The sequence below is a fragment of the Afipia sp. GW823-FHT06G09 genome, assembly GCF_058794875.1.
In genome coordinates, this window is record NZ_JBXAHF010000004.1 from 143,707 (window position 1) to 167,004 (window position 23,298).

36 protein-coding genes and 1 pseudogene are annotated in these 23,298 nt (G+C 61.9%); 30 read left to right on the forward strand and 7 right to left on the reverse strand.

Features of this window, described 5'->3' with window-relative positions:
• The first annotated feature begins 386 nt into the window (after positions 1-386).
• On the forward strand, positions 387-785 hold the full coding sequence (locus AC1Q67_RS17495; RefSeq protein ID WP_024574001.1) for an MbcA/ParS/Xre antitoxin family protein: 399 nt from the start codon (positions 387-389) through the stop codon (positions 783-785).
• Positions 776-1,492 (forward strand): RES family NAD+ phosphorylase, encoded by a 717-nt coding sequence (locus tag AC1Q67_RS17500; protein WP_492238161.1) that lies wholly within the window; start codon positions 776-778, stop codon positions 1,490-1,492. The genes AC1Q67_RS17495 and AC1Q67_RS17500 overlap by 10 nt, the downstream gene beginning before the upstream one ends.
• Before the next feature lie 96 nt (positions 1,493-1,588).
• Here the strand turns inward: AC1Q67_RS17500 and AC1Q67_RS17505 are convergent, their stop codons facing one another.
• Together AC1Q67_RS17505 and AC1Q67_RS17510 are read right to left on the reverse strand one after the other, a co-directional pair.
• On the reverse strand, positions 1,589-1,828 hold the full coding sequence (locus AC1Q67_RS17505) for a hypothetical protein (RefSeq protein WP_024574003.1): 240 nt from the start codon (positions 1,826-1,828) through the stop codon (positions 1,589-1,591).
• Between the two features lie 137 nt (positions 1,829-1,965).
• Positions 1,966-2,151, reverse strand: a complete 186-nt coding sequence (locus AC1Q67_RS17510) for a hypothetical protein (protein WP_024574004.1) — start codon at positions 2,149-2,151, stop codon at positions 1,966-1,968.
• A 125-nt stretch (positions 2,152-2,276) separates the two neighbouring features.
• Between AC1Q67_RS17510 and AC1Q67_RS17515 the strand changes: the two genes are divergently transcribed.
• Together AC1Q67_RS17515 and AC1Q67_RS17520 are read left to right on the forward strand one after the other, a co-directional pair.
• The gene (locus AC1Q67_RS17515) at positions 2,277-2,654 is read left to right on the forward strand and encodes a response regulator (RefSeq protein ID WP_492237053.1); all 378 of its coding nucleotides are present in this window, start codon (positions 2,277-2,279) and stop codon (positions 2,652-2,654) included.
• Positions 2,655-2,859: 205 nt separating this feature from the next.
• Positions 2,860-3,024: a hypothetical protein gene (locus tag AC1Q67_RS17520; protein ID WP_492237052.1), complete on the forward strand. Its 165-nt coding sequence runs from the start codon at positions 2,860-2,862 to the stop codon at positions 3,022-3,024.
• Here AC1Q67_RS17520 and AC1Q67_RS17525 read toward each other — a convergent pair.
• Positions 3,014-3,427, reverse strand: a complete 414-nt coding sequence (locus AC1Q67_RS17525; RefSeq protein WP_492237051.1) for a hypothetical protein — start codon at positions 3,425-3,427, stop codon at positions 3,014-3,016. The genes AC1Q67_RS17520 and AC1Q67_RS17525 overlap by 11 nt on opposite strands.
• Before the next feature lie 163 nt (positions 3,428-3,590).
• On the opposite strand from AC1Q67_RS17525, the gene AC1Q67_RS17530 reads away from it, so the two are divergent.
• From AC1Q67_RS17530 to AC1Q67_RS17540, 3 genes are all read left to right on the forward strand, one after another.
• Positions 3,591-3,914 (forward strand): hypothetical protein, encoded by a 324-nt coding sequence (locus AC1Q67_RS17530; RefSeq protein ID WP_492237050.1) that lies wholly within the window; start codon positions 3,591-3,593, stop codon positions 3,912-3,914.
• Positions 3,901-5,169, forward strand: a complete 1,269-nt coding sequence (locus AC1Q67_RS17535) for a DNA-packaging protein (RefSeq protein WP_492237170.1) — start codon at positions 3,901-3,903, stop codon at positions 5,167-5,169. The genes AC1Q67_RS17530 and AC1Q67_RS17535 overlap by 14 nt, the downstream gene beginning before the upstream one ends.
• Before the next feature lie 214 nt (positions 5,170-5,383).
• Positions 5,384-6,556, forward strand: coding sequence for a phage portal protein (locus AC1Q67_RS17540; protein WP_492237049.1), 1,173 nt, complete (start codon positions 5,384-5,386; stop codon positions 6,554-6,556).
• A 4-nt stretch (positions 6,557-6,560) separates the two neighbouring features.
• On the opposite strand, the gene AC1Q67_RS17545 is transcribed toward AC1Q67_RS17540, so the two are convergent.
• A complete protein-coding gene (locus AC1Q67_RS17545; RefSeq protein ID WP_492237048.1) occupies positions 6,561-7,637 on the reverse strand; it encodes an acyltransferase family protein in 1,077 nt (358 codons plus the stop codon).
• 96 nt (positions 7,638-7,733) lie between these two features.
• Between AC1Q67_RS17545 and AC1Q67_RS17550 the strand changes: the two genes are divergently transcribed.
• The 13 genes and pseudogenes from AC1Q67_RS17550 (at position 7,734) to AC1Q67_RS17610 (ending at position 15,926) form a co-directional block, all read left to right on the forward strand.
• Positions 7,734-7,949, forward strand: coding sequence for a hypothetical protein (locus tag AC1Q67_RS17550; RefSeq protein WP_492237047.1), 216 nt, complete (start codon positions 7,734-7,736; stop codon positions 7,947-7,949).
• Between the two features lie 3 nt (positions 7,950-7,952).
• Positions 7,953-8,141 carry a hypothetical protein gene (locus tag AC1Q67_RS17555; RefSeq protein ID WP_492237046.1) on the forward strand — a complete coding sequence of 63 codons (189 nt, stop codon included), beginning with the start codon at positions 7,953-7,955 and terminating at the stop codon, positions 8,139-8,141.
• A gap of 241 nt (positions 8,142-8,382) precedes the next feature.
• Positions 8,383-8,895 (forward strand): HK97 family phage prohead protease, encoded by a 513-nt coding sequence (locus AC1Q67_RS17560; RefSeq protein WP_492237045.1) that lies wholly within the window; start codon positions 8,383-8,385, stop codon positions 8,893-8,895.
• A gap of 874 nt (positions 8,896-9,769) precedes the next feature.
• Positions 9,770-10,138 carry a hypothetical protein gene (locus tag AC1Q67_RS17565; protein ID WP_492237044.1) on the forward strand — a complete coding sequence of 123 codons (369 nt, stop codon included), beginning with the start codon at positions 9,770-9,772 and terminating at the stop codon, positions 10,136-10,138.
• A gap of 57 nt (positions 10,139-10,195) precedes the next feature.
• Complete coding sequence (locus AC1Q67_RS17570) at positions 10,196-10,567, forward strand: hypothetical protein (RefSeq protein ID WP_492237043.1); 372 nt, start codon at positions 10,196-10,198, stop codon at positions 10,565-10,567.
• 77 nt (positions 10,568-10,644) lie between these two features.
• Complete coding sequence (locus AC1Q67_RS17575) at positions 10,645-11,013, forward strand: hypothetical protein (protein WP_492237042.1); 369 nt, start codon at positions 10,645-10,647, stop codon at positions 11,011-11,013.
• 105 nt (positions 11,014-11,118) lie between these two features.
• Positions 11,119-12,390, forward strand: a complete 1,272-nt coding sequence (locus AC1Q67_RS17580) for a phage major capsid protein (RefSeq protein WP_492237041.1) — start codon at positions 11,119-11,121, stop codon at positions 12,388-12,390.
• A 183-nt stretch (positions 12,391-12,573) separates the two neighbouring features.
• Entirely contained in the window at positions 12,574-13,485 is a 912-nt protein-coding gene (locus AC1Q67_RS17585) for a hypothetical protein (protein WP_492237040.1), read from the forward strand.
• Entirely contained in the window at positions 13,482-13,853 is a 372-nt protein-coding gene (locus AC1Q67_RS17590; RefSeq protein ID WP_492237039.1) for a DUF2019 domain-containing protein, read from the forward strand. The genes AC1Q67_RS17585 and AC1Q67_RS17590 overlap by 4 nt, the downstream gene beginning before the upstream one ends.
• Positions 13,854-14,156: 303 nt before the next feature.
• Positions 14,157-14,528 carry a DUF2019 domain-containing protein gene (locus AC1Q67_RS17595; RefSeq protein ID WP_492237038.1) on the forward strand — a complete coding sequence of 124 codons (372 nt, stop codon included), beginning with the start codon at positions 14,157-14,159 and terminating at the stop codon, positions 14,526-14,528.
• 22 nt (positions 14,529-14,550) lie between these two features.
• Positions 14,551-14,781: pseudogene (locus tag AC1Q67_RS17600) on the forward strand (phage major capsid protein); the annotation flags it as partial.
• Between the two features lie 480 nt (positions 14,782-15,261).
• On the forward strand, positions 15,262-15,642 hold the full coding sequence (locus tag AC1Q67_RS17605; RefSeq protein WP_492237037.1) for a DUF2019 domain-containing protein: 381 nt from the start codon (positions 15,262-15,264) through the stop codon (positions 15,640-15,642).
• A gap of 71 nt (positions 15,643-15,713) precedes the next feature.
• Complete coding sequence (locus AC1Q67_RS17610; protein WP_492237036.1) at positions 15,714-15,926, forward strand: hypothetical protein; 213 nt, start codon at positions 15,714-15,716, stop codon at positions 15,924-15,926.
• A gap of 372 nt (positions 15,927-16,298) precedes the next feature.
• On the opposite strand, the gene AC1Q67_RS17615 is transcribed toward AC1Q67_RS17610, so the two are convergent.
• Together AC1Q67_RS17615 and AC1Q67_RS17620 are read right to left on the reverse strand one after the other, a co-directional pair.
• Complete coding sequence (locus tag AC1Q67_RS17615; protein ID WP_029660816.1) at positions 16,299-16,709, reverse strand: YbaY family lipoprotein; 411 nt, start codon at positions 16,707-16,709, stop codon at positions 16,299-16,301.
• A gap of 110 nt (positions 16,710-16,819) precedes the next feature.
• On the reverse strand, positions 16,820-17,587 hold the full coding sequence (locus AC1Q67_RS17620) for a S1 family peptidase (RefSeq protein WP_492237035.1): 768 nt from the start codon (positions 17,585-17,587) through the stop codon (positions 16,820-16,822).
• Positions 17,588-17,660: 73 nt separating this feature from the next.
• On the opposite strand from AC1Q67_RS17620, the gene AC1Q67_RS17625 reads away from it, so the two are divergent.
• The 7 genes from AC1Q67_RS17625 to AC1Q67_RS17655 all read left to right on the forward strand — a co-directional run bounded on the left by AC1Q67_RS17625 (position 17,661) and on the right by AC1Q67_RS17655 (position 20,778).
• Positions 17,661-18,230 (forward strand): head-tail connector protein, encoded by a 570-nt coding sequence (locus AC1Q67_RS17625; protein ID WP_492237034.1) that lies wholly within the window; start codon positions 17,661-17,663, stop codon positions 18,228-18,230.
• Positions 18,227-18,547: a phage head closure protein gene (locus AC1Q67_RS17630; protein ID WP_492237033.1), complete on the forward strand. Its 321-nt coding sequence runs from the start codon at positions 18,227-18,229 to the stop codon at positions 18,545-18,547. Before AC1Q67_RS17625 ends, AC1Q67_RS17630 begins: the two co-directional genes overlap by 4 nt.
• Before the next feature lie 185 nt (positions 18,548-18,732).
• Positions 18,733-19,143, forward strand: coding sequence for a DUF3168 domain-containing protein (locus AC1Q67_RS17635; RefSeq protein ID WP_492237032.1), 411 nt, complete (start codon positions 18,733-18,735; stop codon positions 19,141-19,143).
• A 10-nt stretch (positions 19,144-19,153) separates the two neighbouring features.
• Positions 19,154-19,561: a phage major tail protein, TP901-1 family gene (locus tag AC1Q67_RS17640; RefSeq protein ID WP_492237031.1), complete on the forward strand. Its 408-nt coding sequence runs from the start codon at positions 19,154-19,156 to the stop codon at positions 19,559-19,561.
• Positions 19,562-19,663: 102 nt separating this feature from the next.
• Positions 19,664-19,993, forward strand: a complete 330-nt coding sequence (locus AC1Q67_RS17645; RefSeq protein ID WP_492237030.1) for a gene transfer agent family protein — start codon at positions 19,664-19,666, stop codon at positions 19,991-19,993.
• Positions 19,990-20,190 (forward strand): rcc01693 family protein, encoded by a 201-nt coding sequence (locus tag AC1Q67_RS17650; protein ID WP_492237029.1) that lies wholly within the window; start codon positions 19,990-19,992, stop codon positions 20,188-20,190. Before AC1Q67_RS17645 ends, AC1Q67_RS17650 begins: the two co-directional genes overlap by 4 nt.
• Before the next feature lie 3 nt (positions 20,191-20,193).
• Positions 20,194-20,778 carry a phage tail tape measure protein gene (locus tag AC1Q67_RS17655; RefSeq protein ID WP_492237028.1) on the forward strand — a complete coding sequence of 195 codons (585 nt, stop codon included), beginning with the start codon at positions 20,194-20,196 and terminating at the stop codon, positions 20,776-20,778.
• Here AC1Q67_RS17655 and AC1Q67_RS17660 read toward each other — a convergent pair.
• Complete coding sequence (locus AC1Q67_RS17660; RefSeq protein WP_024574028.1) at positions 20,775-21,011, reverse strand: hypothetical protein; 237 nt, start codon at positions 21,009-21,011, stop codon at positions 20,775-20,777. The two genes, AC1Q67_RS17655 and AC1Q67_RS17660, sit on opposite strands and share 4 nt — an antisense overlap.
• A gap of 93 nt (positions 21,012-21,104) precedes the next feature.
• On the opposite strand from AC1Q67_RS17660, the gene AC1Q67_RS17665 reads away from it, so the two are divergent.
• The 3 genes from AC1Q67_RS17665 to AC1Q67_RS17675 all read left to right on the forward strand — a co-directional run bounded on the left by AC1Q67_RS17665 (position 21,105) and on the right by AC1Q67_RS17675 (position 23,252).
• Positions 21,105-21,749 carry a phage distal tail protein, Rcc01695 family gene (locus tag AC1Q67_RS17665; RefSeq protein WP_492237027.1) on the forward strand — a complete coding sequence of 215 codons (645 nt, stop codon included), beginning with the start codon at positions 21,105-21,107 and terminating at the stop codon, positions 21,747-21,749.
• Complete coding sequence (locus AC1Q67_RS17670) at positions 21,746-22,636, forward strand: phage/gene transfer agent baseplate hub protein (RefSeq protein ID WP_492237026.1); 891 nt, start codon at positions 21,746-21,748, stop codon at positions 22,634-22,636. Before AC1Q67_RS17665 ends, AC1Q67_RS17670 begins: the two co-directional genes overlap by 4 nt.
• A gap of 172 nt (positions 22,637-22,808) precedes the next feature.
• The gene (locus tag AC1Q67_RS17675; RefSeq protein ID WP_492237025.1) at positions 22,809-23,252 is read left to right on the forward strand and encodes a C40 family peptidase; all 444 of its coding nucleotides are present in this window, start codon (positions 22,809-22,811) and stop codon (positions 23,250-23,252) included.
• Positions 23,253-23,298 lie beyond the last annotated feature (46 nt).

Genomic DNA, 23,298 nt, shown 5'->3' on the forward strand with positions numbered 1-23,298 from the left:
CGAAACAAAGCCAGCGCTACCTCCGGTGGTGGGATGCCCCAATTGCAAAGGCTACCCCATGGAAATCCAGGGACTGGCGCTTCGGACGCGCGGAGGCGGCACGACAGATCGTGCCGTCTATTTCTGTACCCTGTGCGGCTACACGAGAACCGAGGCCGTCGTGCTGGATGAGGAATAGGCCAAATGGCGCGCCGCTTTATGGGCGGCGGCTCTTGTTCCGGCGACACCCTGGTTTCTAGGAAATAAATCCTTGACAGTGTGACGCTGCCGGGTTAGGGTCGGTCCATGCTCCAGAATTGTGTTTTTGGCCCCCGGCAGGGGTTTGAACGCCGTTGACGCGCGCAGGCAGGGTTCCTATCTTATGCAGTATCGCAGAGGATAGGCATATGTCTGCAAATCTGCAGAAGGCATCGGAACTTATTCCTGCCGACCGTCACGGCCTCGCGCTGGAAGGTTTCTTCCGCATCATGGCCCGCTGGGGCGTCGGCAACAGCGACGCGCGGCGCATCCTCGGCAACCCCGCGGAGCGCACGTTCTTTCAATGGAAGAGCGGCAAGGCTGCGCGCCTGCCGGACGATACACTGCGCCGGATCGGTTATGTGGCGGGCATCTGGAAGGCGCTGCAGATTGTCTATTCCGATGCCGTGCTCGCCGACGGCTGGGTGCTGCGCCCGAACCGTGCCTTTGCGGGACAGACTCCGCTGGCGCGGATGACCGCAGGCGATGTCACCGATCTCGCCGCTGTGCGCGCCTATGTCGATGCCGCGCGCGCGCCGTGGTCGTGAACGCCGAAAGTCCCGACACGACGCGGGTGCGCTGGCGCGAAGCATGGCGCATCATTGCCTCGCGCTATCCGCCGATCGCGCTGTTCGAGCGCGTCTCGGATGATCCTGCCGTGTGGGATGTGCTGATTGACCTTGAGCAGGCGACCAACCCGCGCGTGCGTGATGAGACAGGCGAGATCGCGCTGGTGCCGCCGGAGCGGCGCGTGACCGGGCCGAACGCTTCGTGGGTGATGGCGCCGTTCACCCATGTAAACCGGAACGGCTCGCGTTTTTCGGACGGCAGCTACGGCGTCTATTACGCCGCGCGCACCTTGCACACCGCTATCAGGGAAACCGGCTATCACTTCGCGCGCTTCGCAGCGGATTCCAACGATCCGCCGCGCCGGGAAGACATGCGCGTACTGCTCGGTCACGTCGATGCGAAACTTCACGACGTGACGAAGCTCGACGACAAGACAAGGCGGCTGATTCTGGACAGCGAGAGCTACGCGCACAGCCGGCCGTTCGCGGCGAACCTGCGCGAGAGCGGCAGCGACGGCATCGTTTATCCGAGCGTGCGGGACAAAGGGGGCTCGTGCATTGCCGCGTTCTGGCCGGACGTGGTGGGCGTGCCTGTGCAGGAACGGCACCTGCAGTACGAATGGGACGGCAGCCGCTTCAGCCGGTGGTTCGATTATAAAGAGGAGAGGTGGGTGAGCGCGTTTTAGCGCTACCGATCGTGTCGCGACCCACGATCCAGATTGATCATCGCTATCCATACGATGTTGCCGCAGGAGCGGCGCGCCATACGAATGGCGGTCGCATCAACTGCTGGTTCGACGAGGAGGAGAGGCGGATATGTGCTTGGACGTATCCGACGCCATCGCCGCGTGAACTGCTTCCAGATTCAGAATGTTGACGGCGTTGGTCAGCCTGTCGTCAGCGAAGATCGCGTAAAGCTTGGTAAGCGTCTGGGCACAGTCGCGTGGGCCTGGTTCGATATAGTCGGCCAGAACGCCCTGTGCCCGTAGAACCGCGTCGAGAACATGCTCTTGAGCTGTCATGATCGGGTCTCCACACTGTGAGGTGGAAACGGCTTTCGAGGGTTCCGGTTCCTCCGGCGGAGTTCCATTCGGCAATGAAAAATCCGCCTCGGTCAGGCGGGTCATGCAGTTTTGCGGCAGCTTCTGTCGAATGAGAATTAAATATGCGGCTCGGTTTCCCGCAGCCGCGCATTGCCGAATTTGGTGAGTTGCGCCGCGCGTTTCTCCAGAAGTTCTGCAACGAAATCAGAAACCTCGTCGCGGACGCGGCGCTCCTGTTCGGGCGTCATCGCCTTGTGCTTTTGTGCGAACGCCTTCATCACGCGGTCGACGGTTTGCTTCACGATGTACCTCGATGGTGTAGCTCGTTTCGCGAAGGAAAACGTGACATTGCTCATTTGGTTCCTCAGCACCAGGCGAACTTCTCCCGCCTTTGTGCATTGCCTTTCTTCATGGAAAGGGGAGACCCATGGGACACGCTCTGAAACAGACTGTGCTGGTTGTCGAAGACGATCAGCTGCAGCGGGAACTCGTCAGCCTGATTTTCGAAGAGAGCGATCTCAACGTCATTCAGTGCAGGAGCGCCGAGGCGGCCGCTGCCGTGCTTGAACGAACCGGCGGTGACCTGATGCTGATGTTCACCAACGCGGATCTTCACGGCGAGATGTCGGGAGTCGAACTGGCCTGGATCGCGATGGAGCGGTTTCCGCATATCGATGTCATCGTGACATCGGAGCAGGCTATCGAGGAGGTCCCCGACAATGCGATGGTCATGCAAAAGCCATGGCTGCCGCTTGAACTGCTGCGGCAGGCCGAGATTTCGCGCCAGCGGCACACGGTGCACTGAGGGACCGGATTAAGCAGGATTGATTCTAGGAAAATAGTCCTTGACAGCGTAACGCTCCCGCAGTAGGGTTATGGCATGCTCCAGAGTTGTGCCCGAGAGACATGCACGCGGCGGCGTCGGTTCGATCAGGAACCTCGTCTGCCATCGGGCGTTGCCCTTCATATGATGCGCGGGCTGTTTCGCGCATTCAGTGAATGAGGACGCAATGGCAAAAGTCGAACACGCAGAAGGCCATCGGCGGGTTGTCGAAACGCCCACCGAAGCGCGGCAGGCGGAGCCGGGGCCGTCGATCTTGGCGCTGCTGACCGTCAGCACCGTCGCCGCGATTTTCGTGCTGGCGATTGTCTGGTTCGTTTTCTTCAGGACGTAGGCACGCTGAACAGATCACGTGATGCTCTGAGTGTCATGCGCCGGAAAGCTTCGTCAAGAAAATGGATTGCCGGGTCGAGCCCGGCAATGACAGCAATAATCTGGTTGATCGCCGCGCCTTGAGCGCGGCGTTTTCGTTTCAGTGCGAGAGCTTCCACAATGCCGAAAAAGCCTTTCTCAGCTCCGGTCAAGAGGCCGGCGGCGAAGAAGGCTGCACGCAAGACGGTTGTGAAGAAGACGGCCAGGACAACTGCCAAGAAAACTGCCGGGAAAATTGCCAGGAAAACTGCGGTCAAGAAGGCGCCTGTCAAAACGACCAGCGCCGGAAATATTGCCGCGAAGACTGCAAAGAAGCCCATCGCGGCGAAGCCTGAAAAGGAAAAGCGTCCGCGCGCGAGAGTCATTCACGAACATCCCGGTAATCTTGTCGCCGATCCGCACGATCATGCCGCGAACGAGGCGATCGCGGCGCGCAGCGCACGGCGGACAACGCGCCCCAAGCCCAGAAAGCAGACGGCTACCGACATCGCGGCCGTTCCGCCGCCGGGCGAGACGCCGGCGGGGTCCATGGTTGAGCGCGTGAGCAACGCGATCGAACGCGAACTGTCGAAGATCGAGCACATTGTCGGAAATCCGTCGCGGCTCTATCCGGCGCAGCGCATCGAGACCGAAAGCCGCGCCAGGGTGCTGGCGTCGCTGGCGCGCACGCTGAAGGAAGTGATGCGGCTTCGCGATCAGGAACGCGGGGCAGGAGACGACACTACGAAAGCCGCCGATGACGACGCCGTTCCCCGAGACCTCGACGAATTCCGCCGCGAGCTTTCGCGACGCCTGGAAGGGCTGGTCGAAAGCGCAGCGCCGGTTTCTGATCGAGGGGATGAGCCAGGCTGAGATAGAACTGGTGCTGTCGCGCTGGGATATCTTCGCGCATGACCATCAGGTGCCGCCGTCATTGGCGCCGAACGGCCAGCCATGGCTGACATGGCTGCTGATCGGCGGACGCGGCGCGGGCAAGACCCGCGCGGGGGCGGAATGGGTGAGGGCGCAGGCGCTCGGGCTTCCGCCGCTGGCCGATGCGCCGGTTCGGAACATCGCGCTGGTTGGGGAGACCGAGCATGATGTTCGTGAAGTGATGGTGGAGGGAATTTCGGGGCTGCTCGCCGTGCACCCGCGCGATGAGCGCCCGGTCTGGACGTCGTCGCGGCGGCGGCTCGAGTGGAGCAATGGCGCGGTGGCCTATGCCTTCTCGGCGGAAGATCCGGAAAGTCTGCGCGGGCCGCAGTTCGGCTGCGCCTGGTCCGACGAAATGGCGAAGTGGCGTTACGCGCAGGCCACCTTCGACATGCTGCAGTTCGGCCTGCGCCTCGGCGCGCAACCGCGGCAACTGATCACAACCACGCCGCGGCCGACCGCGCTGATCAAACGGCTGATGCTGGAGCCGACCAGTGTCGTCACGCGCGCGGCGACGCAGGCCAATGCCTGGCATCTTGCGCCAACGTTCCTGAAAGGCGTGCTCGCGCGCTACAAGGATACGCGGCTCGGGCGGCAGGAACTGGACGGCGAGATTATCGAGGATCGCCCCGACGCGCTGTGGTCGCGCGCGCTGATCGAGAGTTGCCGCGTGAGCGACGCGCCGCCGCTGGCGCGTATTGTCGTTGCGGTCGACCCGCCGGCATCATCCGGCAAGCGCGCGGATGCGTGCGGCATTGTCGCGGCGGGCATCACAAGCGAGGGCGCGATCCATGTGATCGCCGACGAGACGGTGTCGCAGGCGACGCCTGCGGTGTGGGCGGCGAAGGCCATCGCGCTGTGGCGGCGGCTTGAGGCGGATTCGCTGGTGGCGGAGACCAATCAGGGCGGGGAGATGGTGCGCTCGGTAATCAACGAGGTCGATGCCGGCGTGCCGGTGGTGTCCGTCCGCGCGCATCGCGGCAAGTATCTGCGCGCGGAGCCCGTTGCGACACTCTACGAGCAGGGCCGCGTCAGGCATGCGGGAAGTTTTTCGGCGCTGGAAGACGAGATGTGCGACTTCGGCCCCGGCGGGCTGACGTCCGGCCGCTCGCCGGACCGGCTCGACGCCCTGGTGTGGGCGATCGCGTCGCTGACGTTTACCGCAAGGGCCGCACCGAGGGTGCGGGGGTTGTAGGTTAGCTGTTATGCGCGGCCTGGAAATTTTTCACGATGTCGTCCCCGCGAAAGCGGGGACCCATAACAACCGGAACGGCGTGGAGATAGCGGCCTTGCCGACACAGCAGCGTCCAAAACGATAGTTCAGGGAGTATGGGTCCCCGCTTTCGCGGGGACGACCCTGATGATGTTTGCGCCGACGTTCTCTCTGCCTCCTGAGAGAAAGGACACCCATGCTCAACTTCAAAAACCTCTTCCGCGCACCCGAAGCGAAAGCCTCGCGCACGTCGCAGGTGCTGGCATTCGAGTCCGGCGGGCGGGCACGATGGACGCCGCGCGATTACGGGGCGCTGGCGCGCGAGGGGTATCTCACCAATGCCATCGTGCATCGCGCGGTGCGGCTGATCGCGGAGAACGCCGCGTCGTGCAGCTTCCTTTTGTATGACGGCGCGCAGGAGCGTGACGCGCATCCGCTGCTGCAACTGCTGACCAGGCCGAACGCGCGGCAGGACGGCGCAAGCTTCTTCGAGGCGCTCTATGCGCACATGCTGCTCGCCGGCAATGCTTATGTCGAAGCCGTCGCGCTCGGCGACGAGGTGCGCGAGCTTTATGCGCTGAGGCCCGATCGCATGAAGGTGGTGCCCGGTCACGACGGCTGGGCGGAGGCGTATGAATACAGCGTCGCGGGACGCAGCGTGCGGTTCGATCAGCTTGGCTCAAGCGTGCCGCCGATCCTGCATCTGACGTTCTTTCATCCGCTCGACGATCACTATGGATTGGCTCCGGTCGAGGCTGCGGCGGTCGCGGTCGATACGCACAATGCCAGCTCGCAATGGAACAAGGCGCTGCTCGACAACGCGGCGCGGCCGTCCGGCGCGCTGGTTTACTCCGGGCCGGAAGGCGCGGTGCTGTCGGATCAGCAGTTCGACCGGCTCAAGCGCGAACTCACCGACACCTATCAGGGCGCGGTGAATGCCGGGCGGCCGCTGCTGCTGGAAGGCGGGCTCGACTGGAAGGCGATGTCGCTGACGCCGAAGGACATGGATTTTCTCGAGGCGAAGAATTCCGCCGCGCGCGAGATCGCGCTCGCCTTCGGCGTGCCGCCGATGCTGCTCGGCATTCCCGGCGACAACACCTATGCGAACTTCCAGGAAGCCAACCGCGTGTTCTGGCGGCAGACGATTTTGCCGCTGGCCTCGCGCGTCGGCAGCTCGCTGGCGCACTGGCTGTCGCCGCAGTTCGGCGAGAGCCTGCGCATCGTTGTCGACACCGATCGCATCGATGCGCTGGCAAGCGACCGCGCTGCGCTGTGGGACCGCGTCGCCAGTGCGCCGTTCCTGACGCTCAACGAAAAACGCGAAGCGACCGGCTATGCGCCGGTGGCGGATGGAGACAGGCTGGGATGACCTGCTAGGCCGCAGGAACGGGGCGGCTGCTATCTGCCGCAGCCCAGCGCGGCAACAAATATCGTTTCGCGGGCGTCTCGATCAGAAACCAGGACAGGACTGCAAAGCCGAGCGTGATGAGAAAGCAAACCACCGCTCTTTGCCAGATCGGCAAACCGTAGCCGGGCAGCGTCAGCAGCACCGGCAGGTGCCACAGATAAAATCCGTAAGAGATCCGTCCGAAGAACACCAGCGGAGACCATTCCAGACATTGCGTGACCACGCTTCGGGGAGTGGCGATGATTCTGGCCAGCACGATCGCCGTGGCACATGCGACGAGCAGGTAGCCGCCAAGGAAGAGCCAGGCCTTCGGCCACTGATAGTTATAGAGTGCAGCAGCAAGGACCACCGCCGCGAGCGGAAAGAGCCTTCCGATCGCTCTGATCGTGCCGATGCTCACGAACGCCAATGCTGCGCCGACCATCAGCCCGTCGAACCGCGTATCGAAGCGGTGGAAGATTTCGTTTTCGGAATGGCCGCTCAGGAGAAGGTGCGCACGCCAGACCGCCGACGCGGCCGCGAGCGCGAGCGCAATTGTGACGGCATGCGACCGCCAGCGCAGACAGGCGAGCAGGGCGAAAGGCCAGACCAGATAGAACTGCTCCTCCACGGCCAGCGTCCATGTGTGTCCCATGAGAACCGGGCCGCCGAGGTCGAAGGCGCGTGTCCAGTTCGAATAATAGAGTAGAGACGGCAGGATCTCGTTCTTCAGCGGCATCCGGGAAGAGTCGATCAGCACGAACGTCAGGATCATCACAGCCAGCGCGGGCCATAACCGGACGGCGCGGCGGAGGTAGAAGGCGGGGATATCGATCACACCGCTGCGGCCATGCTCGGCGAGCAGCGATCGGGTGATGACGAAACCGCTGATGATGAAGAAGACATCGACGCCAATGCCGCCGCGCTGGGCGAAGGGGAGCCCGGCATGAAGAAGGTAAACACCGACCGCGGCGAGCGCGCGCAATCCGTCGATGCCGCGAATGCGGCTGGCTGATGCCGCAGGCGATACGGTCCGCGACAGGTCGATGGCTTCGGACGGCATGGATAAACCCGGTGAGACGGAAAACCATATCCGAGAGGATAGAGGGTCTCAACCGCGGGACGGCCGCTGTCCCCCCAATTGGAGGGCACGACGCCCATGTCCGACCTGATACGCATCTTCACCGAGCGCGGCGATCTCGCGCATCTGGCGCTGCTGTTGTGGGCGCTCGCGGCGAGCGCCGCGTTCCTGGTGACGCTCCGCGAACTGGCGGCGGCGTCGCAGCGCTTCGACGAATTCGTCCGCCAGCTCTCGCGTTTCAACCGCAGGGCGAAGGGCCATCGCAGTCTCTCTCATTTCATCAGCGAGGATTGAGTTATGGATACGTTGCACACGGTGCTGCGCGCGATACAGCCGGAGAAGAAATCGTCGCCTGACCATCTGACGGTGTTTCGCGAATTTCTCGCGCATCTCGATCGCATTCAGCACAAGGCGCCGGTGAAGCCGGCGTCGAAGTCTCCGCGCGCAAAGCCCGCGCGGCGGAAGAGTCCCAAGCGCGGGAAGTAACCCGCGAAAAAACGCTACGATTATTTCCGATGTCGTCCCCGCGAAAGCGGGGACCCATACTCCCTAAGCCATCGACTTTGCCGCGATGGTTCGGGACGTCCTCCTTCGATCAGCGGAAAATCTAGTGGTTATGGGTCCCCGCTTTCGCGGGGACGACTCCGAGTTTGAATCGCGCTTTGCGGCGCAAGCCATCTTTGAAAGTTCACGCCTCTCCACCCACGCGCCGTTCGCGAGGATGCCCATGCACGCGCCGATGTCATCGTCATCCCGCATTTCGCTCTCCAGCGACGGCAATGTGGAAGGCTATGCGAGCCTGTTCGGCGAGGTGGACCAGGCGCGGGACATGGTGATGCCCGGGGCGTTCACGAAGACGCTGGCGCAGCGCGGCCTGCGAAAAATCCCGATGCTGTTTCAGCACGATCCCGCCGAGCCGGTGGGCATCTGGCTGGACCTGCATGAGGACTTTCGCGGGCTTTGGGCGAGGGGGCGGCTGATCCCCGATGTCGCGCGCGGCCGCGAACTGTTCGCGCTGGTGAAGCAGGGCGCCATCGACGGCCTTTCAATCGGCTATCGCACCGTGCGCGGCCAGATCGATCCGAAGACGCGCGTGCGCAAGCTCTATCAGGTCGACCTGTGGGAAGTGTCCATCGTCACCTTCCCGCTTCTCGCTGGAGCGCGGGTGCGGGCGGTAAAAGGTGCGCCGCCGCAGTGCAGGTCTTCGTGTGTGCGTAGTTACACGGAGGCGCGCCGATGATCCGGCATGGCGATCTCTACAACGCGCATCAGCAGGCACGTTTCATGCGGCCGGACGCTGCGCGGTATATTCATCCGGATACTTCGCGTTGGCAGAAGCCGCCGCATCCCGATGAGCAGAAGTACAGTCCGAGCCAGCCGCGTGACTGGCGAGGCCGGTGGACGGTCTCTATTGGAGTATTGGCGAGGCCGTTTGGTTCTCTCGACATTCAACCAGCTCAGGAAGGGGCAGAAGGAGAGGCGAATTCGGGTGGCATTCTGGCATTTGCTGAAGAGTCTCAAGCGTCGACAATGTTCGACATCGATCCCGATGTCGTGGGCAATGCGGGGGACGAGCTTGCGCAGAACAGATATGGCCGAAGCGGAAACTCGGTTACGATCAATGGGCAGCAATTTGAATTGACCCCAGCGCAGGGCGCGCGGCTATCAGTTGCGCAATCGAACGCGACTGAGGCGGTTGCCCGTATCAGGGAGCTTGATCCTGGCTGGAGTCCGCCGCAAAGTGCATATCAGTCGCCCGAAGGTCTTATCCGAGCTTATCAGGCTGATGCTGCAGCGGCTCAAGTCCGCGCGAGTGAATTGGCTGCGCGAGGAGCAATGCCGGGGCCGTTCGCAGGTGAATCCATTCCAGCGCGGGGGCCGGGTTATTCCATAACGTCTCAGGCGAGGGAGGAGCTAAACCGCATTGGCTCGGAGACAGGATGCCACACATGTGGGAGACTGAATTCCGGAACGCCCTCAGGCAATTTCTTCGCCGATCACCAGTTTCCAACCCGGATAAATCCTGAAGGACGCGCCCAGAGACTTTATCCTCAATGTCGCTCATGTAGCGCAAGGCAAGGCCCTTTTGTGAGAGATCTTCAAAAGTAGGACCCATGAAACAGGTATTTAGGGCTGCACCGCCAAACGGCATTTTCTTCCTTGAGGATACAGTTCAGGGCAAATCACCGGAAATCGATGATCGGCCCGTCGCTGTCTGGTCGACACGTTCATGCATCATTGTTGGATGTTTGCCATGGGTCGACGGAGAAACCGAAATGATCGTTTCCAGCTCCGCCGAAGATGTACTGCCGACAGCGCCAATTTTCGATGGTGTACTGGAAACACCCAACCGGGTTTTCCGTGTATCGACTTCGGAGAAGGAAACGTTGCTAACCATGCCGGTTTCTACTCACTTTACCAGAGTCAGAGTCTGGACCAATCATTCGATCTGTCCGGATCGTATTCTCGTCGTGCTGGGATAGGTGGTTTCGCGGGTATTTCGGCGGATATTTCGTTTCCGTGGCCGAGGGGAGTGAAAGGTGAACGCTAAACTCGAGGCGATCCGAGCCCACGAGGCCATCTGGCGGACACTCCATGCGCCGGTCGTTGAAGTACTCAGAGAGTTCTGCGAGCAGGGAATGCTCAAGGAACGCGACTATTTTGTCGTCGAGGACGATTTAGGCTGGGATATTGTGGAGATCGAGCTCGTTTTCTCTCCTTTGTGGCCGCGGATCGCGCGAAGTTTTCAGCTTCTTCTGGCTGATTTTTCGCATTGGCGGATTACCATGCAGGTGATGAGAAAATACACGGACAAGCAGCCCGGCATGGGCGTCATTGTTTCCGTCAGTGGCATCAAGGACGAACTCAGACGGGAATTCCTGCCGGCAGAGTTGCGTGACATGACGTTCTGAACGCTTCGAACTTGTTGTCACTGTAATTGGAGAAAGCTGCGTTGCGCATTTGAACTCCACAACTCGGTGTGACGATGATGAGCGAAATTGACCTCGACAACGCGCACGAACGCGTCTGGAAAAACCTGTTTGATGAAACGGAGGCCATTCTCAAGGATTTTGCCCGTCAGGGATTGATCGGAGAGTCTGACTACTGGCTCGTCGATGAGGACTGGGGCTGGGATGTCCTGCAAGTCGAATTGCCGTTGTCTTTGGCGTGGCCCCCAATTGCAAAGAAGCTGCAGCTTATTCTTGAGCGGTATCCTGATTGGCGGATCACCATTCGCCTTGCGGGACGCCCGCAGGGCTGGCCTGGCATGGGCATTGTTATTTCCAGAGATAAGATTATCGACGATCTGAAGCGCGAGTATTTTCCTGAACTGCTTCGCAGTCTCACTTTTGATTAACAATCGTCGCTAACGATACTGCTGACCGCAATTCGCCGCCCCCTTCGGGCGGCGTTTTTGTTTGCGCATTTCACTTTCAACCCGATCCTAACCAAGGAGAACCACATGGACTACGACATCAACGACACGGCGCCGGAGCACAAGTCCGGCATTTCATCCGCTGCGCGGGGCGAGCACGACGCCATCATGGCGATGTTCGAGGAGTTCAAGGCATCGAACGACGAACGCCTCGCATCGATGGGCCGCCGCGCCGACGTGCTGCTGGACGAGAAGGTCGATCGCATCAATGGCGCGCTCGACGCGCAGATGAAGCGGATCGACGATCTCGCGTTGAAATCCGCGCGTCCCGTGCTTGAAGGCACCCGGCGGGACAGCAGCCGTTCGCGTTTTTCGGATGGCGCGGCGCGCGAGCACAAGAGCGCGTTCGAGGCTTATGTGCGCCAGGGCGAGAGCGGGGCGCTGCGCGCGCTGGAAACCAAGGCGATGTCCGCCGGCTCCAATGCCGATGGCGGCTATCTCGTGCCGGCCGAACTCGAACACGAGATCGGCGCGCGGCTTGCGGTGATCTCGCCGATCCGCGCCATCTCGTCGGTGCGCGAGATATCCGGCAATGTCTACAAGAAGCCGTTCATGACCGCAGGTCCCGCCACCGGCTGGGTCGGCGAGAGCGATGCGCGCGCGCAGACCACGTCGCCGACGCTCGATGCGCTGAGCTTCCCGGCGATGGAGCTTTACGCCATGCCTGCGGCGACCGCGACGCTGCTCGATGACTCGGCGGTGAACATCGACGAGTGGATCGCCTCCGAAGTCGAGCTGACCTTCGCGGTGCAGGAGGGCGCGGCCTTCGTCAACGGCGACGGCAGCAACAAGCCGAAGGGCTTTCTCAACTACACGGCGGTGGCCAACGGCTCGTGGACCTGGGGCAATCTCGGCTATGTCGCGAGCGGCAGCGCGGGCGCGTTTCCCGCAAGCAATCCGTCCGATGTACTGGTCGACACCATCTACGCACTGAAGGCGGGCTATCGCCAGAACGGCACCTTCGTGATGAACCGCAAGACGCAGGCTGCGATCCGCAAGTTCAAGGATAGCGGCGGCGCGTATCTGTGGCAGCCGCCGGCGCAGGCGGGCGGGCGCGCATCGCTGATGACGTTCCCGCTGATCGAGGCCGAGGACATGCCGGATATCGGCGCGAACTCGCTTTCCATCGCGTTCGGTGATTTCCGCCGCGGCTACCTGATCGTGGATCGCGTCGGCGTGCGCGTGCTGCGCGATCCGTATTCCGCCAAGCCCTATGTGCTGTTCTATACCACCAAGCGTGTCGGCGGCGGCGTCCAGGATTTTGATGCGATCAAGCTCGTCAAGTTCGCGGCGAGTTGACTTCGCCCTCTCCCCGCCCTTGCGGGGAGAGGGTTGGGGTGAGGGGTCTTTAAAAAGTTGCCCCTCATCCGGAGACTTCGCTTCGCTCTGTCTCCGACCTCTCCCCGCGCGCGGGGAGAGGTGAGCGCCGTACAGCACGTGTGACCGCTTTTCCTTTCATTATGTCCCACAGGATCACGTCGCATGTCCGCACGCGAGGATGCCTACGCACGCCATCAACAGCAGAGATGGCTGCGGCCGGATGCTTATCGCTGGGTGCGTTCGGATGTCGCGCGCTTTCTGGCGCCCAGTGCAGCAGCCAGCGTCTATTGCGGTGTCGAGCGCAAATACAGCCCGAACCAGCCGCGTGTGCCCGCCGGAAACGGGCGCGAGAGCGGACGATGGACGGACGGCAGTGGCGGCGGTGCTGGCAGCGGAGCCAATCCCGCCGCGTCACCGATGGGAAATATCGATTTTGGCGATCTGCCGAACTTCAGCGATGTGTTTTCGCTGTTTCAGATCACTCCGGGCGAGACGGACAACAGTGTCTACACGCAGCTTGCGGCCGTATCGGAGGACGGCGACGGCCCAGGCATTGGTCACAACGAGGGGCCACCACTTGAGCCGTCGGAGATTCCACAACAGCGGCCCCAAACTCCATCAGGTAGGATGGAAATCGTCTGGGGGATTGCGCGGTGGGTGAGCCGGGTTGGCCGATATGCTCCGGTTGTAGATATGTTCTTCGGAGCGAAGGACCAGATTGAGTGGTTGAAGTCCTACGATCCGGCGATGAAATCATATAGCGATCCGCCGCGAACGTTGGATGAACTTCAGAGCAGGGTAAGTCCTGTCAGCGAGAGAGGTTACGAAGACCATCATATCGAGGAGCGAACCTTGCTGGACCGACTGGGGTTCACACGGCGCGAAATCAATGAGCCGAGCAACATCGTGCGAATTCCGACGCTAAAGCATTATGAAATTTCAGGATGGTACGATACACCTAACGAGGAGTTCGGGGGAGTAACCCCTCGAAATTATCTGAGAGACAAAGACGCAGGCGAACGGAGGCGGGTCGGGATAAGAGCGTTGATCGATGCTGGAGTTCTCAAGCCATGAGTCAGGGTGATCTTGAAACGGCAACAATCGAAGACTTTGTAGCTATATTCACAGCGATCGCTGAAAAACAGAACGCGGCATTGGAAGGCATTAGAAGTGCCGAATACAATCGTCTCTACAGGCAGATGGAAAAAGTTGAAGCGCAGCTTAAAGCTCGAGAAGGCGATCAGCGTCGCGCGCTATTACCACTCTATCGTCACCCAAGTCCGACCGTGCGGTTCAAGGCTGCGATAGCTACGTTTGTCTTTGCACCCCGAGAGGCAAGGGAAGTCTTGCAATTGATCAAGGACCGGAAGGAATTTCCGATTGCGATGAATGCATCTCAGATGCTGAGCGCAATTGATGAAGGGCGCTATACTCCAGGTTAACTCTGCCGGTGATGGCGAAGAACTCTAAGCTGGCGAATGTCAGAAGAGGCCCGGCTATGACACGCATCATGTGGTGGAGCAGACATGGGCGGAGTACTTCGGTTTCACGCGAAGTCAGATTGTTGATCCGTCAAATCTGGTTAGTATCCCTAGGCTAAAGCACTACCAGATTACGGGTTGGTATGCGCAGCGTAGTCCAGAGTATGGCTGGCTGTCGCCGCGTGAGTATTTATCGGACAAGAGTTGGGAAGAGCGAAAAAAGGTCGGGCGGGACGCCATGATTCTGTTCGGGGTTTTCAAGCCATGAAGAGAGTTGATCTTTCGAAATTAAGCGATGATGCCCTCATTCAGCTTTTTGCGGAAAATACACGAGAGCAGGATAAAGCGTTACTCGGTGGTCAGAGCGCGAAATACAACCGGCTGTTCGAGCGAATGAAAGACATCCATGACGGGTTGAAGGCTCGCCCTGGGGATCAGCGCAGGATGCTCGTCCAACTCTTTGAGTTTCCTAATATGCATGTTCGTCTCCAGGCTGCTAAACTCACGCTTGCAGTCGCTCCGCTGGAAGCGCGATGCCAGCTTCAGGCAATTGTCGATTCAAAATGGTTTCCGCAGGCTGGCGATGCCGGAATGTGCCTTCATAATCTTGACACTGGATTTTACAAGCCGACTTGAGGCGCGCAGCCAGCTTGAGGCGATTGCTCAGTCTAAGTGGTTTCCCCAGGCGGGTGATGCGGGAATGACGCTCTTGAATCTCGACCGAGGCGTTTTTAAGCCATCGCAACGCATCGTGGATCGCGTCGGCGTGCGCGTACTGCGCGATCCGTATTCCGCAAAGCCCTATGTGCTGTTCTACACCACCAAGCGTGTCGGCGGCGGCGTCCAGGATTTCGATGCGATCAAGCTGGTGAAGTTCGCGGCGAGTTGACGTCGCCCTCTCCCCGCTCTCGCGGGGAGAGGGTTGGGGTGAGGGGCCTTAAAAAATTGCCCCTCACCCGGAGACTTCGCTTCGCTCTGTCTCCGACCTCTCCCCGCGTGCGGAGAGAGGTGAGCGCCGTACAGCACGTGTGACTGCTATACGATTAAATCGGCTAATGATCCGCCAAGATCACTTGAGGAACTGCAGGATCGAGTTAATCTAGAAGATAGGAGCGGCTACCACCGACATCACATTGTAGAGGAAAAAGCTGCACGAACGGCGGGCTTTTTCCGAGGATTTGGTTCAGGGGCGCGAAAATCTCGTTCTGGTGCCGTTCTTGAAGCATCTTGATATTACCAGCCACTACGCGAGGAAGGTCGAACAGGCAGACGGAAGCTGGCTTTCGCCCCGGGACCTGTTGAAAGACAAGGACTTTGAGACCCGAAGGGAATACGGACTCAAAGTGCTCCGGGATTATGGAGTTCTCAAATGAGCAAGCGAGACTTTACGACCTGGAAGGTCGATGATTTGTGCGAGCAATATGCTGAGCTCAGTGTACGTCAGAGTGTTGCATCCGATTTAGCGCAAATGTCCGTCGTCAACCGGCTAGGCGGCGAAATCCGTGAAATCGGCGACGAGCTGAAATCTCGGCCGGACGATCGAGGTAGGACTCTCATGAGGCTTTTCGATCATCCAAATCTTAACGTGCGGCTCAACGCTGGCAGAAGTTTGATGAATATGTTTCCCGAGGAGGCTCGAATGCAAATCCAAGCTATAGCGGACTCAGGAAAATATCCATTCGCTATCGAAGCCGGCTTATACCTTAGCTCGCTCGATGGAGAATTGGCTGAGATGTTGCGGCGAAACTGAATTTACTCCGTTCGCGGTCTGTCTTTCGCGAGAAACGTTGGGAAGAGTGAAAAAAGGTCGGACGTGACGCCATGATCAGAATTGCCTTGTTGATGCTTGTTGCGGCGTCCGGTCTCTCCGCAGCCACCCCGGCCTCCGCGCGCGGCGCAGCGCCGAACATCATGAGTTCGCCGGGCTATCAGCGGGCACTGGAAGAATCGCGCAAGCGGTATCAGCAGTCCGTACAACCCGTTCAACCGTCAAAAGTCCACAAGCGCAAGAAGCACCATCACTATCAGCGCTGAAGGGCGAGGAAGGTCCTGGCAGGCGCGATCTTTCGCGCGCCGCCGTTTGCGTTGCTTCTCAAGGCACCGCGCCCACGCCGATCCCGACACCGCCGCCGAAGCGGATGCAGCTGTCCGAGCCAGGCATTCGCACGAAGCCTGCGCCGAACTCGGAGCAGGGTGTTGGGCGCCGACGCGCGACGGGCTGCGGCTTTGCCGCCTGATGCGATGGCGCGGCGTGCTGGCGTTGCCTGACTTTCGGGTCGCTCTGCTGCGCCGACGCGGCGGCCATTAGCGCGACTGACAACGCAGCAACGGCGACTGGCCGAAGACCATATGCGAGATCCCGATGCATCTTTGTCCCTCACAGATTGTTTTATTCGCGGACGGATCCTAGCGCTGCTGCGAGTCCACGCGCTGCACCAGGATGCGCGTGTTGTTGCGGCCGCCCGCGAAGACAGCGTGGCGGTTGGTGTTGATGAACATCAGGCGATCGCCGTCCGAGATGCGGGCTTGCAAAGCGTAGGTGCGGCGCGGCTTGATCAGGTTCTGGTCGAAGCGCAGTTTGTAGGGAATCGGGCTGCCGGCGGCGCCGGTGATGCGATCCTCGGCGATCACCTGGGCGGGCGCATCGGCAAGCGAGATATCGAGGAGCTGCACCAGAACGGTTGCATTCTGCGGCAGCGCCATGCGCTCATTGTAGTTCACGGTTCCCATCAGCATGGTGGTCTGCGCGCCTGCGGTTGCGGCGGGCAACAGCAGCGGCGCGGCGAGAAGTGCGACGATACCGCGTCGTGAGATCATGAGGAGCTCCCGTTTCTTTTTATGAATCGAAGGGTAGGCGATCGCCGGCCGTTTGTCAGGCCCTTGGGGCGGGAACCGGAGCGGCGATGCGGCACGCCGCCGCATGGCGTTTACGGAATCCCAGCGCCCCAGCTTCGCGCGGTGGTGACGATCCAGTCGCGGTAGAGCGTCAGCGGCGTTACGCCGGTGAGGCCGCCGCAGCCCGCCGAGTTGTTTGCGCCGGTCGACCAGCTCACCACACCGGTGATGACGCTGCGGCCGTCCTGATCCTCGAACGCGGGCGCGCCGGAGTCTCCGGTGCAGGCGCCCATGCCAGCGCTTTTATTCTGGGTTTGCGGATCGACCAGGCGCACCTGCAATGTGCCGGGCTGGCCGGTGACGGCGAGCGGCGCCGCGCGGACGGTGCCGACGCCGCTATCGCTGCCGGCGACCGTCGATCCGATGCCGACGACAGTGAAGCGCGACACCGGCGAAAACGGAATGCGCGGCACGCCGAGAAGCGCGGCCGACTTGCCGGGCATCGGCGCGGACAGGCGCAGCAGCGCGACATCCGCTGTTGCCCGATGCGCGGCGATGGATTGCGCGTTGTAGCGCGGATGCACCGCGACCTGCTTCGGCGCGATCAGCGTCGGCGGCTTCGATGAATAGTCGATCACACGATTGGCCGTGCCCGGCGCGATGCAATGCGCGGCGGTCAGGATAATGCTCGGCGAAATCATCGTGCCGGTGCAGACGCCGCCACCCGCGGCAACCACTGTGACGATGGATCGCGCAACGTCGCTGCTCGGCGCGGAGCGGCTGCCGGTGATCGCATGCGACGGCTGCACGAAGACCGACGAAATGACGAGGGCGGCGCAAAGGCGGGAAAGCGGGATCATCCGCAAGGTTGAGCCTCGCCGGGCGCGCTTTGTCAACCGCGTTGCGTAACGACTGAACACAAAGGTTTCATCAATGCCTGCATACCTTCTTACCGCGCCTGCGGCGGAACCGCTCTCGCTTGTGGACGCGAAGCGCTTTCTGCGCGTGGAGCACGGCGACGACGACGCCATCATCTCGTCGCTGATCTCCGCGGCACGCAACCATGTCGAGGCGCTGACGCGCCGTGCATTGATCGCGCAGACCTGGCGGCTGGTGCTGGATCGCTGGCCGGACGGCGGGCGCATCGCGCCCCGCATCGGCCCGCTGCGGGCGCTTGCGGGGGCCCGTGTGTTCAGCGCGGCGAATGAAGCAAGCGCGATCGATCCGGAAATCTTTGTGATCGATGCCGCCACAGGCGTCATCGCGGCGCCGAGCTGGTCGCTGCCGGTGCCGGGACGCAGCGTCGCGGGGATCGAACTCGATCTCGACGTCGGCTTCGGTGCGTCCGGGGCGGACGTGCCGCCGACATTGTTGCAGGCGATCCGCATGCTGGTGGCGCACTGGTATGAGAACCGCGGGCTGATTGCCATTGGCCAGTCTGTGCCGATGATGCCGGCCAGCGTCAACGCCATGATTTCGTCGCATCGGGTGCTGTCGCTATGATCGATCTCGGACAGTTGAAAACACGGCTGGCGGTCCAGCAACCGGTCGAGACGCCCGACGATCAGGGCGGCGTGGTGCGGACCTGGACAACGTTCGCCACAGTGTGGGCGCAGGTGACGCCGCTTGGCTCGCGCCGCGACGTACAGGCCGATGCCGACGGCGCGACGCAGGATTATCGCATCGTCCTGCGCAGCAATCTGTCGCTGACGCTGCAGCATCGCTTCAGCGACGGCGCGCGGATCTATCGCATCGTCTCGATTCGCGAGCGCGACGATCGCCGCTTCATCGAGATCGATGCGGACGTGCGGATGGGGTGACCCTCTTGAAACCTCTCCCCGTTTTTACGGGGAGAGGTCGGGTCGCGAAGCGATCCGGGTGAGGGGCCGATCTCAGGTTTGTCAAAGAAGCTGCCCCTCACCCCAACCCTCTCCCCGCGGGCGGGGAGAGGGAGCCATACACACTCAGCTCCCCTCAAGGGGAGATCGAAAGAAAGACCCCATTTATGACTCTTGCCAACGTGGCGCTGCGCGCCGCGATCCATGACGCGCTGCTCGCGGATAGCGCGCTCGCATCCGTTCTCGGTGGGGCGCGGGTTTACGATGAGCCGCCGCGCGATGCTGAATTTCCTTACGTAACGCTGGGCGAGGCGCGGCTGATCGATGCCTCGTCTGACGGCGGGCAGGCACAGGAACATCAGCTCACGCTGCATGCCTGGTCGCGCAAGGGTGGCCACCGTGAGGCGCATGTGATCGCCGGTGTGCTGTTGCAGGCGCTCGACGACGCACCGCTGGAGCCGGATGGCCACCGGCTGGTCAACTTACGATTTTCAATCGCCGACATCCGCCGCGAGTCCGACGGACGCACCTATCACGCGCTGGTGCGGTTTCGCGCGGTTACTGAACCCATGATCTGAGGAGACAATAATGGGCGCCCAGAAAGGCAAGGATCTGTTGCTGAAGATGCACGACGGCACGAGCTTCGTCACCGTCGCCGGATTGCGCAGCCGCAGGATCGCGTTCAACGCGGAAACGGTGGATGTCACCCACGCGGAATCCACCGAGCGCTGGCGCGAACTGCTCGCGGGTGCCGGAATCAAGCGTGCGTCGGTCTCGGGCAGGGGACTGTTCAGGGACACAGCTTCTGACGCGCTGGTGCGTCAAGTGTTCTTCGACGGCGCACTGAAATTGTGCCAGGTCTTGGTGCCGGACTTCGGCATTATCGAAGGCCTGTTCCAGATTTCGAGTCTCGAGTTTTCCGGCGAGCACAACGGCGAGGTGACGTTCGACCTTTCGCTGGAATCGGCCGGCGCGCTCACATTTACGGCGGCGTAGCGTCATTGCGAGGAGCACTTGCGACGAAGCAATCCATTCTTTCGAAATCCAAAGATGGATTGCTTCGCTTCGCTCGCAATGACGGGAATAGAGGAGAGAAAGATGCCCAACACCTATCGCGGGGAAATTTCCGCCGACATCGGCGGCAGGCGGCGCACATTGGTGCTGACGCTCGGTGCACTCGCCGAACTGGAATCCGCGTTCGGTGCGAATGACCTTATGGCACTGGCGGAGCGCTTCGGCACCGGGCGGCTGTCATCGCGCGATCTGACGAAAATTATCGCCGCGGGCCTGCGCGGCGCGGGCGAGGCTGTGTCGGACGATGAAGTCGCGGCCATGACAGTTGACGGCGGTGCGGCGGGTTATGTGCGCATCGCTGCCGATCTGATTGCTGCTACGTTCGACGACGCACCGATCGGTGAGGCGCGATGAAGCCGTTTCCCTGGCATGAAGCGATCGGCTTTGGCATCGGCGTGCTGCATCTGCCGCCGGATCAATTCTGGCGGATGACGCCGCGCGAACTGGCCTGCGCAGTCGCGGCGGTGCGCGGTCCGATCACAGCGCCGATGGACCGCACAGCGCTCGACAACTTGATGAAGACGTTTCCCGATAAACCGCGTGGAGAGTAATTCATGGCAATCGATTCATCTGGCGACGACGTTTCGCTGACGCTTGGCGCGCTTGGGTTGCGCACGCGCGAACTCACGACCGGAGCGATGGCATTTTCGCGGGCGATGACCAGCGCGTTTACGGCGTCGGTGGTCGGCGGCAGGCAGTTCGACGACGTGCTGAAGTCGCTGACGCTGCGGCTGTCCGACATGGCGGTGCGTCTCGCATTCAGGCCGCTGGAGAAAAGCATTGCGGGCGGGTTGTCAAACCTGCTCTCGGGCCTCACCGGAACGGGGTCATCGGCCGGGATCTCTTTGGCTGCTGCCTCCGGGGCGGTGAAGCCGTTCGCGAGCGGCGGGGTGATCGGCACGCCGGAATATTTCCCGCTGATGCAGGGCGGCGTCGGCCTTGCGGGCGAGGCGGGGCCGGAAGCGATCATGCCGCTGGCGCGGGGACCGGACGGCAAGCTCGGCGTGACCGGGCGCACGAGCGGTAACAACGTCACAATCCAGATCGCCACGCCGGATCTCGAAAGTTTCCGCCGTTCAGAGAACTATATCACCGGCCAGATCGCGCGCGCGGTGTCGCGCGGGCAACGCAGCCTTTAATGCACGCGGTCGCGCAACCCCTTGACGCCCTTGTGCTCGGCGCAGTGGTCGCAGCAATAGAACGTGCCCTTGTTCTCGAGCCCGTGACCGACAATGCGCGTGCCGCAGTTGGCGCATGACGGCGCCAGGGCGTGGATGGCGCATTCGAAGCTGTCATAGGTGTGGGTCTTGCCACCCATCGTGACCTGAAATGCCTTGTCGTAGTCGTTTCCGCAGGTTTCGCACTGGGCCATGGTCCGGTCTCCCGTTCGTGGCGATCTCCGATCAATCAATGTCCGCCGGGCACATCGGTTCCCGGCCGTCGTTAACAAACACGGGATTGAACCATGCCCGCCGGTTTTCATGAGGTGCTGTTTCCGCTCGACGTCGCGCTGAAAAGCGCGGGCGGACCCGAGCGGCGCACCGACATTATTACCTTTGGCTCCGGGCGCGAAGAGCGCAACGCACGCTGGGCCCATTCCCGCCGCCGCTTCGATGCCGGTTACGGCGTCAAGACGCTCGACGCATTGCAGCAGGTGGTAGCGTTCTTTGAGGAGCGGCGGGGACAGCTCTACGGCTTCCGCTGGCGCGACCGGCTCGATCATTCCTCCGCGGCGCCAGCGTCGAGCGTTACGCCGCTCGACCAGACGCTGGGCACGGGCGATGGCGCTCGTGCGGCTTTTCAGTTGGTCAAGACCTACGGCAGCACCTATGCGCCTTACACACGTACTGTCGCGAAGCCGGTGCCGGGCAGCGTGCGGGTCGCGGTCGCAGGCAGCGAGGTTTCAGCGGGCATCGCGTTTACCTGTGACCCCACAACGGGCGTTGTCACGTTTTTGCCGGGACACGCCCCTGCGAGCGGCGCGGCAGTGACGGCAGGCTTCCTGTTCGATGTGCCGGTGCGGTTCGACACCGATTATCTTGAGGTCGACCTGTCGGCTTTCGCTGCGGGCGCGATCCCGAAGATTCCCTTGGTGGAGATCCGCCCATGAGAGACATTCCATCGGAACTTCAGGCCAGGCTTGATTCCGGCGTCACCACACTGGCGCATTGCTGGAAGCTCTCGCGGCGCGACGGTGTGGTGCAGGGCTTCACCGATCATGATGACGATCTGGTCATTGCCGGCGTGACCTATCGCGCCGGCACCGGCTTTACGTCTTCAGAAGCCACCAGCCGCTTCGACCTTTCGGTCGATGGCGCGGAAATCGCCGGCGCGCTGTCGGACGACGCGCTGCTCGAAAGCGATCTCGCCGCGGGCCGCTATGACGCTGCAGGTGTCGAAAGCTGGCTGGTGGACTGGAGCGACGTGTCGCTGCGTGTGCTGACGGCGCGCTCGACGCTCGGCGAGGTCAAGCGCGAGGGGCAGGCATTCAGCGCCGAACTGCGCGGGCTGGCGGACTCGCTTTCGCAACAGAGCGGGCGGCTGTTCACCGCGCGATGCAGCGCCGATCTCGGCGATCCGCGTTGCAGGTTCGATCTCGTCGCTGCGGGGCTGCAAGGCGCGGGCAGCGTGATGTCCATCGAGTCCACGTCTGCGCTCGTTGCGGCAGGGCTCGATACGTTTGCGGATGGCGTTTTCACCGGCGGCAGGCTGACCTGGACGTCCGGCGCCAACGCCGGACTGTCCGTCGAGATCAAGGATCACCGCATGGCGTCGGGACACCCGCGGCTGTCGCTATGGCAGGCGATGCCGGAAGCGATCACGAGCGGTGATGCGTTCGCGGTGACGGCAGGATGCGACAAGCGGTTTGCCACCTGTCGCGAGCGTTTTTCCAATGCCGTCAACTTTCGCGGCTTCCCGCATATTCCGGGCAATGACTTCGTCATCGCGTCGCCGGATGCGGGGGCGGGCAATGATGGCCGGTCGTTGGCGGGATGAGTAATAGCGGATGCTTTCACCCCACCCGACCGACCTGTCGGTCGGCCACCCTCCCCATCGAGGGGAGGGATCAACTCCTGGCGGGATCGCGCCCGATTTTATCCCTCCCCCTTGTGGGGAGGGTCGGCGCGCAGCGCCGGGGTGGGGGTGGCTCCATTTTTTGGACGTATCGATGACCTCATCTCTTACCCGCGCCGCCATCGTCGCCGAGACGCGCGCATGGATCGGCACGCGCTATCGCCATCAGGGTTCACTGAAAGGTGTCGGCTGCGATTGCCTCGGCCTCGTGCGCGGGGTCTGGCGCAACTGTATCGGCGAGGAGCCGGAGCTGCCGCCACCTTATGCGCCGGACTGGGCCGAAGCCTCTGGCGCGGAGACGCTGGTGGACGCCGCCACGCGGCATCTCGTTCCGGTGGCGCGCGATGAGATCGGCGGCGGCGATGTGCTGCTGTTTCGCTGGCGCGACGGCTTTGTCGCCAAGCACGCGGCGATTGCGACCGGCGAAGGCACCATGATCCACGCCCACGACGGGGCTGCGGTTTGCGAAGTCGCGCTGTCGCCCTGGTGGCGGCGGCGGCTCGCATTTGCGTTTCGGTTTCCGGGAGTGACGGATTGATCGCCGAAACATTCACTGGTCGTCCCGGCCTGCGCCGGGACGACGA

What these genes read in the sequence shown, in the direction of transcription:
- AC1Q67_RS17495 (WP_024574001.1), top strand. Translation starts at nt 387, where the DNA reads ATGTCTGCAAATCTGCAGAAGGCATCGGAACTTATTCCTGCCGACCGT.
- AC1Q67_RS17505 (WP_024574003.1), bottom strand. Translation starts at nt 1,828, where the DNA reads ATGACAGCTCAAGAGCATGTTCTCGACGCGGTTCTACGGGCACAGGGC.
- AC1Q67_RS17515 (WP_492237053.1), top strand. Translation starts at nt 2,277, where the DNA reads ATGGGACACGCTCTGAAACAGACTGTGCTGGTTGTCGAAGACGATCAG.
- AC1Q67_RS17520 (WP_492237052.1), top strand. Translation starts at nt 2,860, where the DNA reads ATGGCAAAAGTCGAACACGCAGAAGGCCATCGGCGGGTTGTCGAAACG.
- AC1Q67_RS17525 (WP_492237051.1), bottom strand. Translation starts at nt 3,427, where the DNA reads ATGACTCTCGCGCGCGGACGCTTTTCCTTTTCAGGCTTCGCCGCGATG.
- AC1Q67_RS17530 (WP_492237050.1), top strand. Translation starts at nt 3,591, where the DNA reads ATGGTTGAGCGCGTGAGCAACGCGATCGAACGCGAACTGTCGAAGATC.
- AC1Q67_RS17535 (WP_492237170.1), top strand. Translation starts at nt 3,901, where the DNA reads ATGAGCCAGGCTGAGATAGAACTGGTGCTGTCGCGCTGGGATATCTTC.
- AC1Q67_RS17540 (WP_492237049.1), top strand. Translation starts at nt 5,384, where the DNA reads ATGCTCAACTTCAAAAACCTCTTCCGCGCACCCGAAGCGAAAGCCTCG.
- AC1Q67_RS17545 (WP_492237048.1), bottom strand. Translation starts at nt 7,637, where the DNA reads ATGCCGTCCGAAGCCATCGACCTGTCGCGGACCGTATCGCCTGCGGCA.
- AC1Q67_RS17550 (WP_492237047.1), top strand. Translation starts at nt 7,734, where the DNA reads ATGTCCGACCTGATACGCATCTTCACCGAGCGCGGCGATCTCGCGCAT.
- AC1Q67_RS17555 (WP_492237046.1), top strand. Translation starts at nt 7,953, where the DNA reads ATGGATACGTTGCACACGGTGCTGCGCGCGATACAGCCGGAGAAGAAA.
- AC1Q67_RS17560 (WP_492237045.1), top strand. Translation starts at nt 8,383, where the DNA reads ATGCACGCGCCGATGTCATCGTCATCCCGCATTTCGCTCTCCAGCGAC.
- AC1Q67_RS17565 (WP_492237044.1), top strand. Translation starts at nt 9,770, where the DNA reads ATGAAACAGGTATTTAGGGCTGCACCGCCAAACGGCATTTTCTTCCTT.
- AC1Q67_RS17575 (WP_492237042.1), top strand. Translation starts at nt 10,645, where the DNA reads ATGAGCGAAATTGACCTCGACAACGCGCACGAACGCGTCTGGAAAAAC.
- AC1Q67_RS17580 (WP_492237041.1), top strand. Translation starts at nt 11,119, where the DNA reads ATGGACTACGACATCAACGACACGGCGCCGGAGCACAAGTCCGGCATT.
- AC1Q67_RS17585 (WP_492237040.1), top strand. Translation starts at nt 12,574, where the DNA reads ATGTCCGCACGCGAGGATGCCTACGCACGCCATCAACAGCAGAGATGG.
- AC1Q67_RS17590 (WP_492237039.1), top strand. Translation starts at nt 13,482, where the DNA reads ATGAGTCAGGGTGATCTTGAAACGGCAACAATCGAAGACTTTGTAGCT.
- AC1Q67_RS17595 (WP_492237038.1), top strand. Translation starts at nt 14,157, where the DNA reads ATGAAGAGAGTTGATCTTTCGAAATTAAGCGATGATGCCCTCATTCAG.
- AC1Q67_RS17605 (WP_492237037.1), top strand. Translation starts at nt 15,262, where the DNA reads ATGAGCAAGCGAGACTTTACGACCTGGAAGGTCGATGATTTGTGCGAG.
- AC1Q67_RS17610 (WP_492237036.1), top strand. Translation starts at nt 15,714, where the DNA reads ATGATCAGAATTGCCTTGTTGATGCTTGTTGCGGCGTCCGGTCTCTCC.
- AC1Q67_RS17615 (WP_029660816.1), bottom strand. Translation starts at nt 16,709, where the DNA reads ATGATCTCACGACGCGGTATCGTCGCACTTCTCGCCGCGCCGCTGCTG.
- AC1Q67_RS17620 (WP_492237035.1), bottom strand. Translation starts at nt 17,587, where the DNA reads ATGATCCCGCTTTCCCGCCTTTGCGCCGCCCTCGTCATTTCGTCGGTC.
- AC1Q67_RS17625 (WP_492237034.1), top strand. Translation starts at nt 17,661, where the DNA reads ATGCCTGCATACCTTCTTACCGCGCCTGCGGCGGAACCGCTCTCGCTT.
- AC1Q67_RS17630 (WP_492237033.1), top strand. Translation starts at nt 18,227, where the DNA reads ATGATCGATCTCGGACAGTTGAAAACACGGCTGGCGGTCCAGCAACCG.
- AC1Q67_RS17635 (WP_492237032.1), top strand. Translation starts at nt 18,733, where the DNA reads ATGACTCTTGCCAACGTGGCGCTGCGCGCCGCGATCCATGACGCGCTG.
- AC1Q67_RS17640 (WP_492237031.1), top strand. Translation starts at nt 19,154, where the DNA reads ATGGGCGCCCAGAAAGGCAAGGATCTGTTGCTGAAGATGCACGACGGC.
- AC1Q67_RS17645 (WP_492237030.1), top strand. Translation starts at nt 19,664, where the DNA reads ATGCCCAACACCTATCGCGGGGAAATTTCCGCCGACATCGGCGGCAGG.
- AC1Q67_RS17650 (WP_492237029.1), top strand. Translation starts at nt 19,990, where the DNA reads ATGAAGCCGTTTCCCTGGCATGAAGCGATCGGCTTTGGCATCGGCGTG.
- AC1Q67_RS17655 (WP_492237028.1), top strand. Translation starts at nt 20,194, where the DNA reads ATGGCAATCGATTCATCTGGCGACGACGTTTCGCTGACGCTTGGCGCG.
- AC1Q67_RS17660 (WP_024574028.1), bottom strand. Translation starts at nt 21,011, where the DNA reads ATGGCCCAGTGCGAAACCTGCGGAAACGACTACGACAAGGCATTTCAG.
- AC1Q67_RS17665 (WP_492237027.1), top strand. Translation starts at nt 21,105, where the DNA reads ATGCCCGCCGGTTTTCATGAGGTGCTGTTTCCGCTCGACGTCGCGCTG.
- AC1Q67_RS17670 (WP_492237026.1), top strand. Translation starts at nt 21,746, where the DNA reads ATGAGAGACATTCCATCGGAACTTCAGGCCAGGCTTGATTCCGGCGTC.
- AC1Q67_RS17675 (WP_492237025.1), top strand. Translation starts at nt 22,809, where the DNA reads ATGACCTCATCTCTTACCCGCGCCGCCATCGTCGCCGAGACGCGCGCA.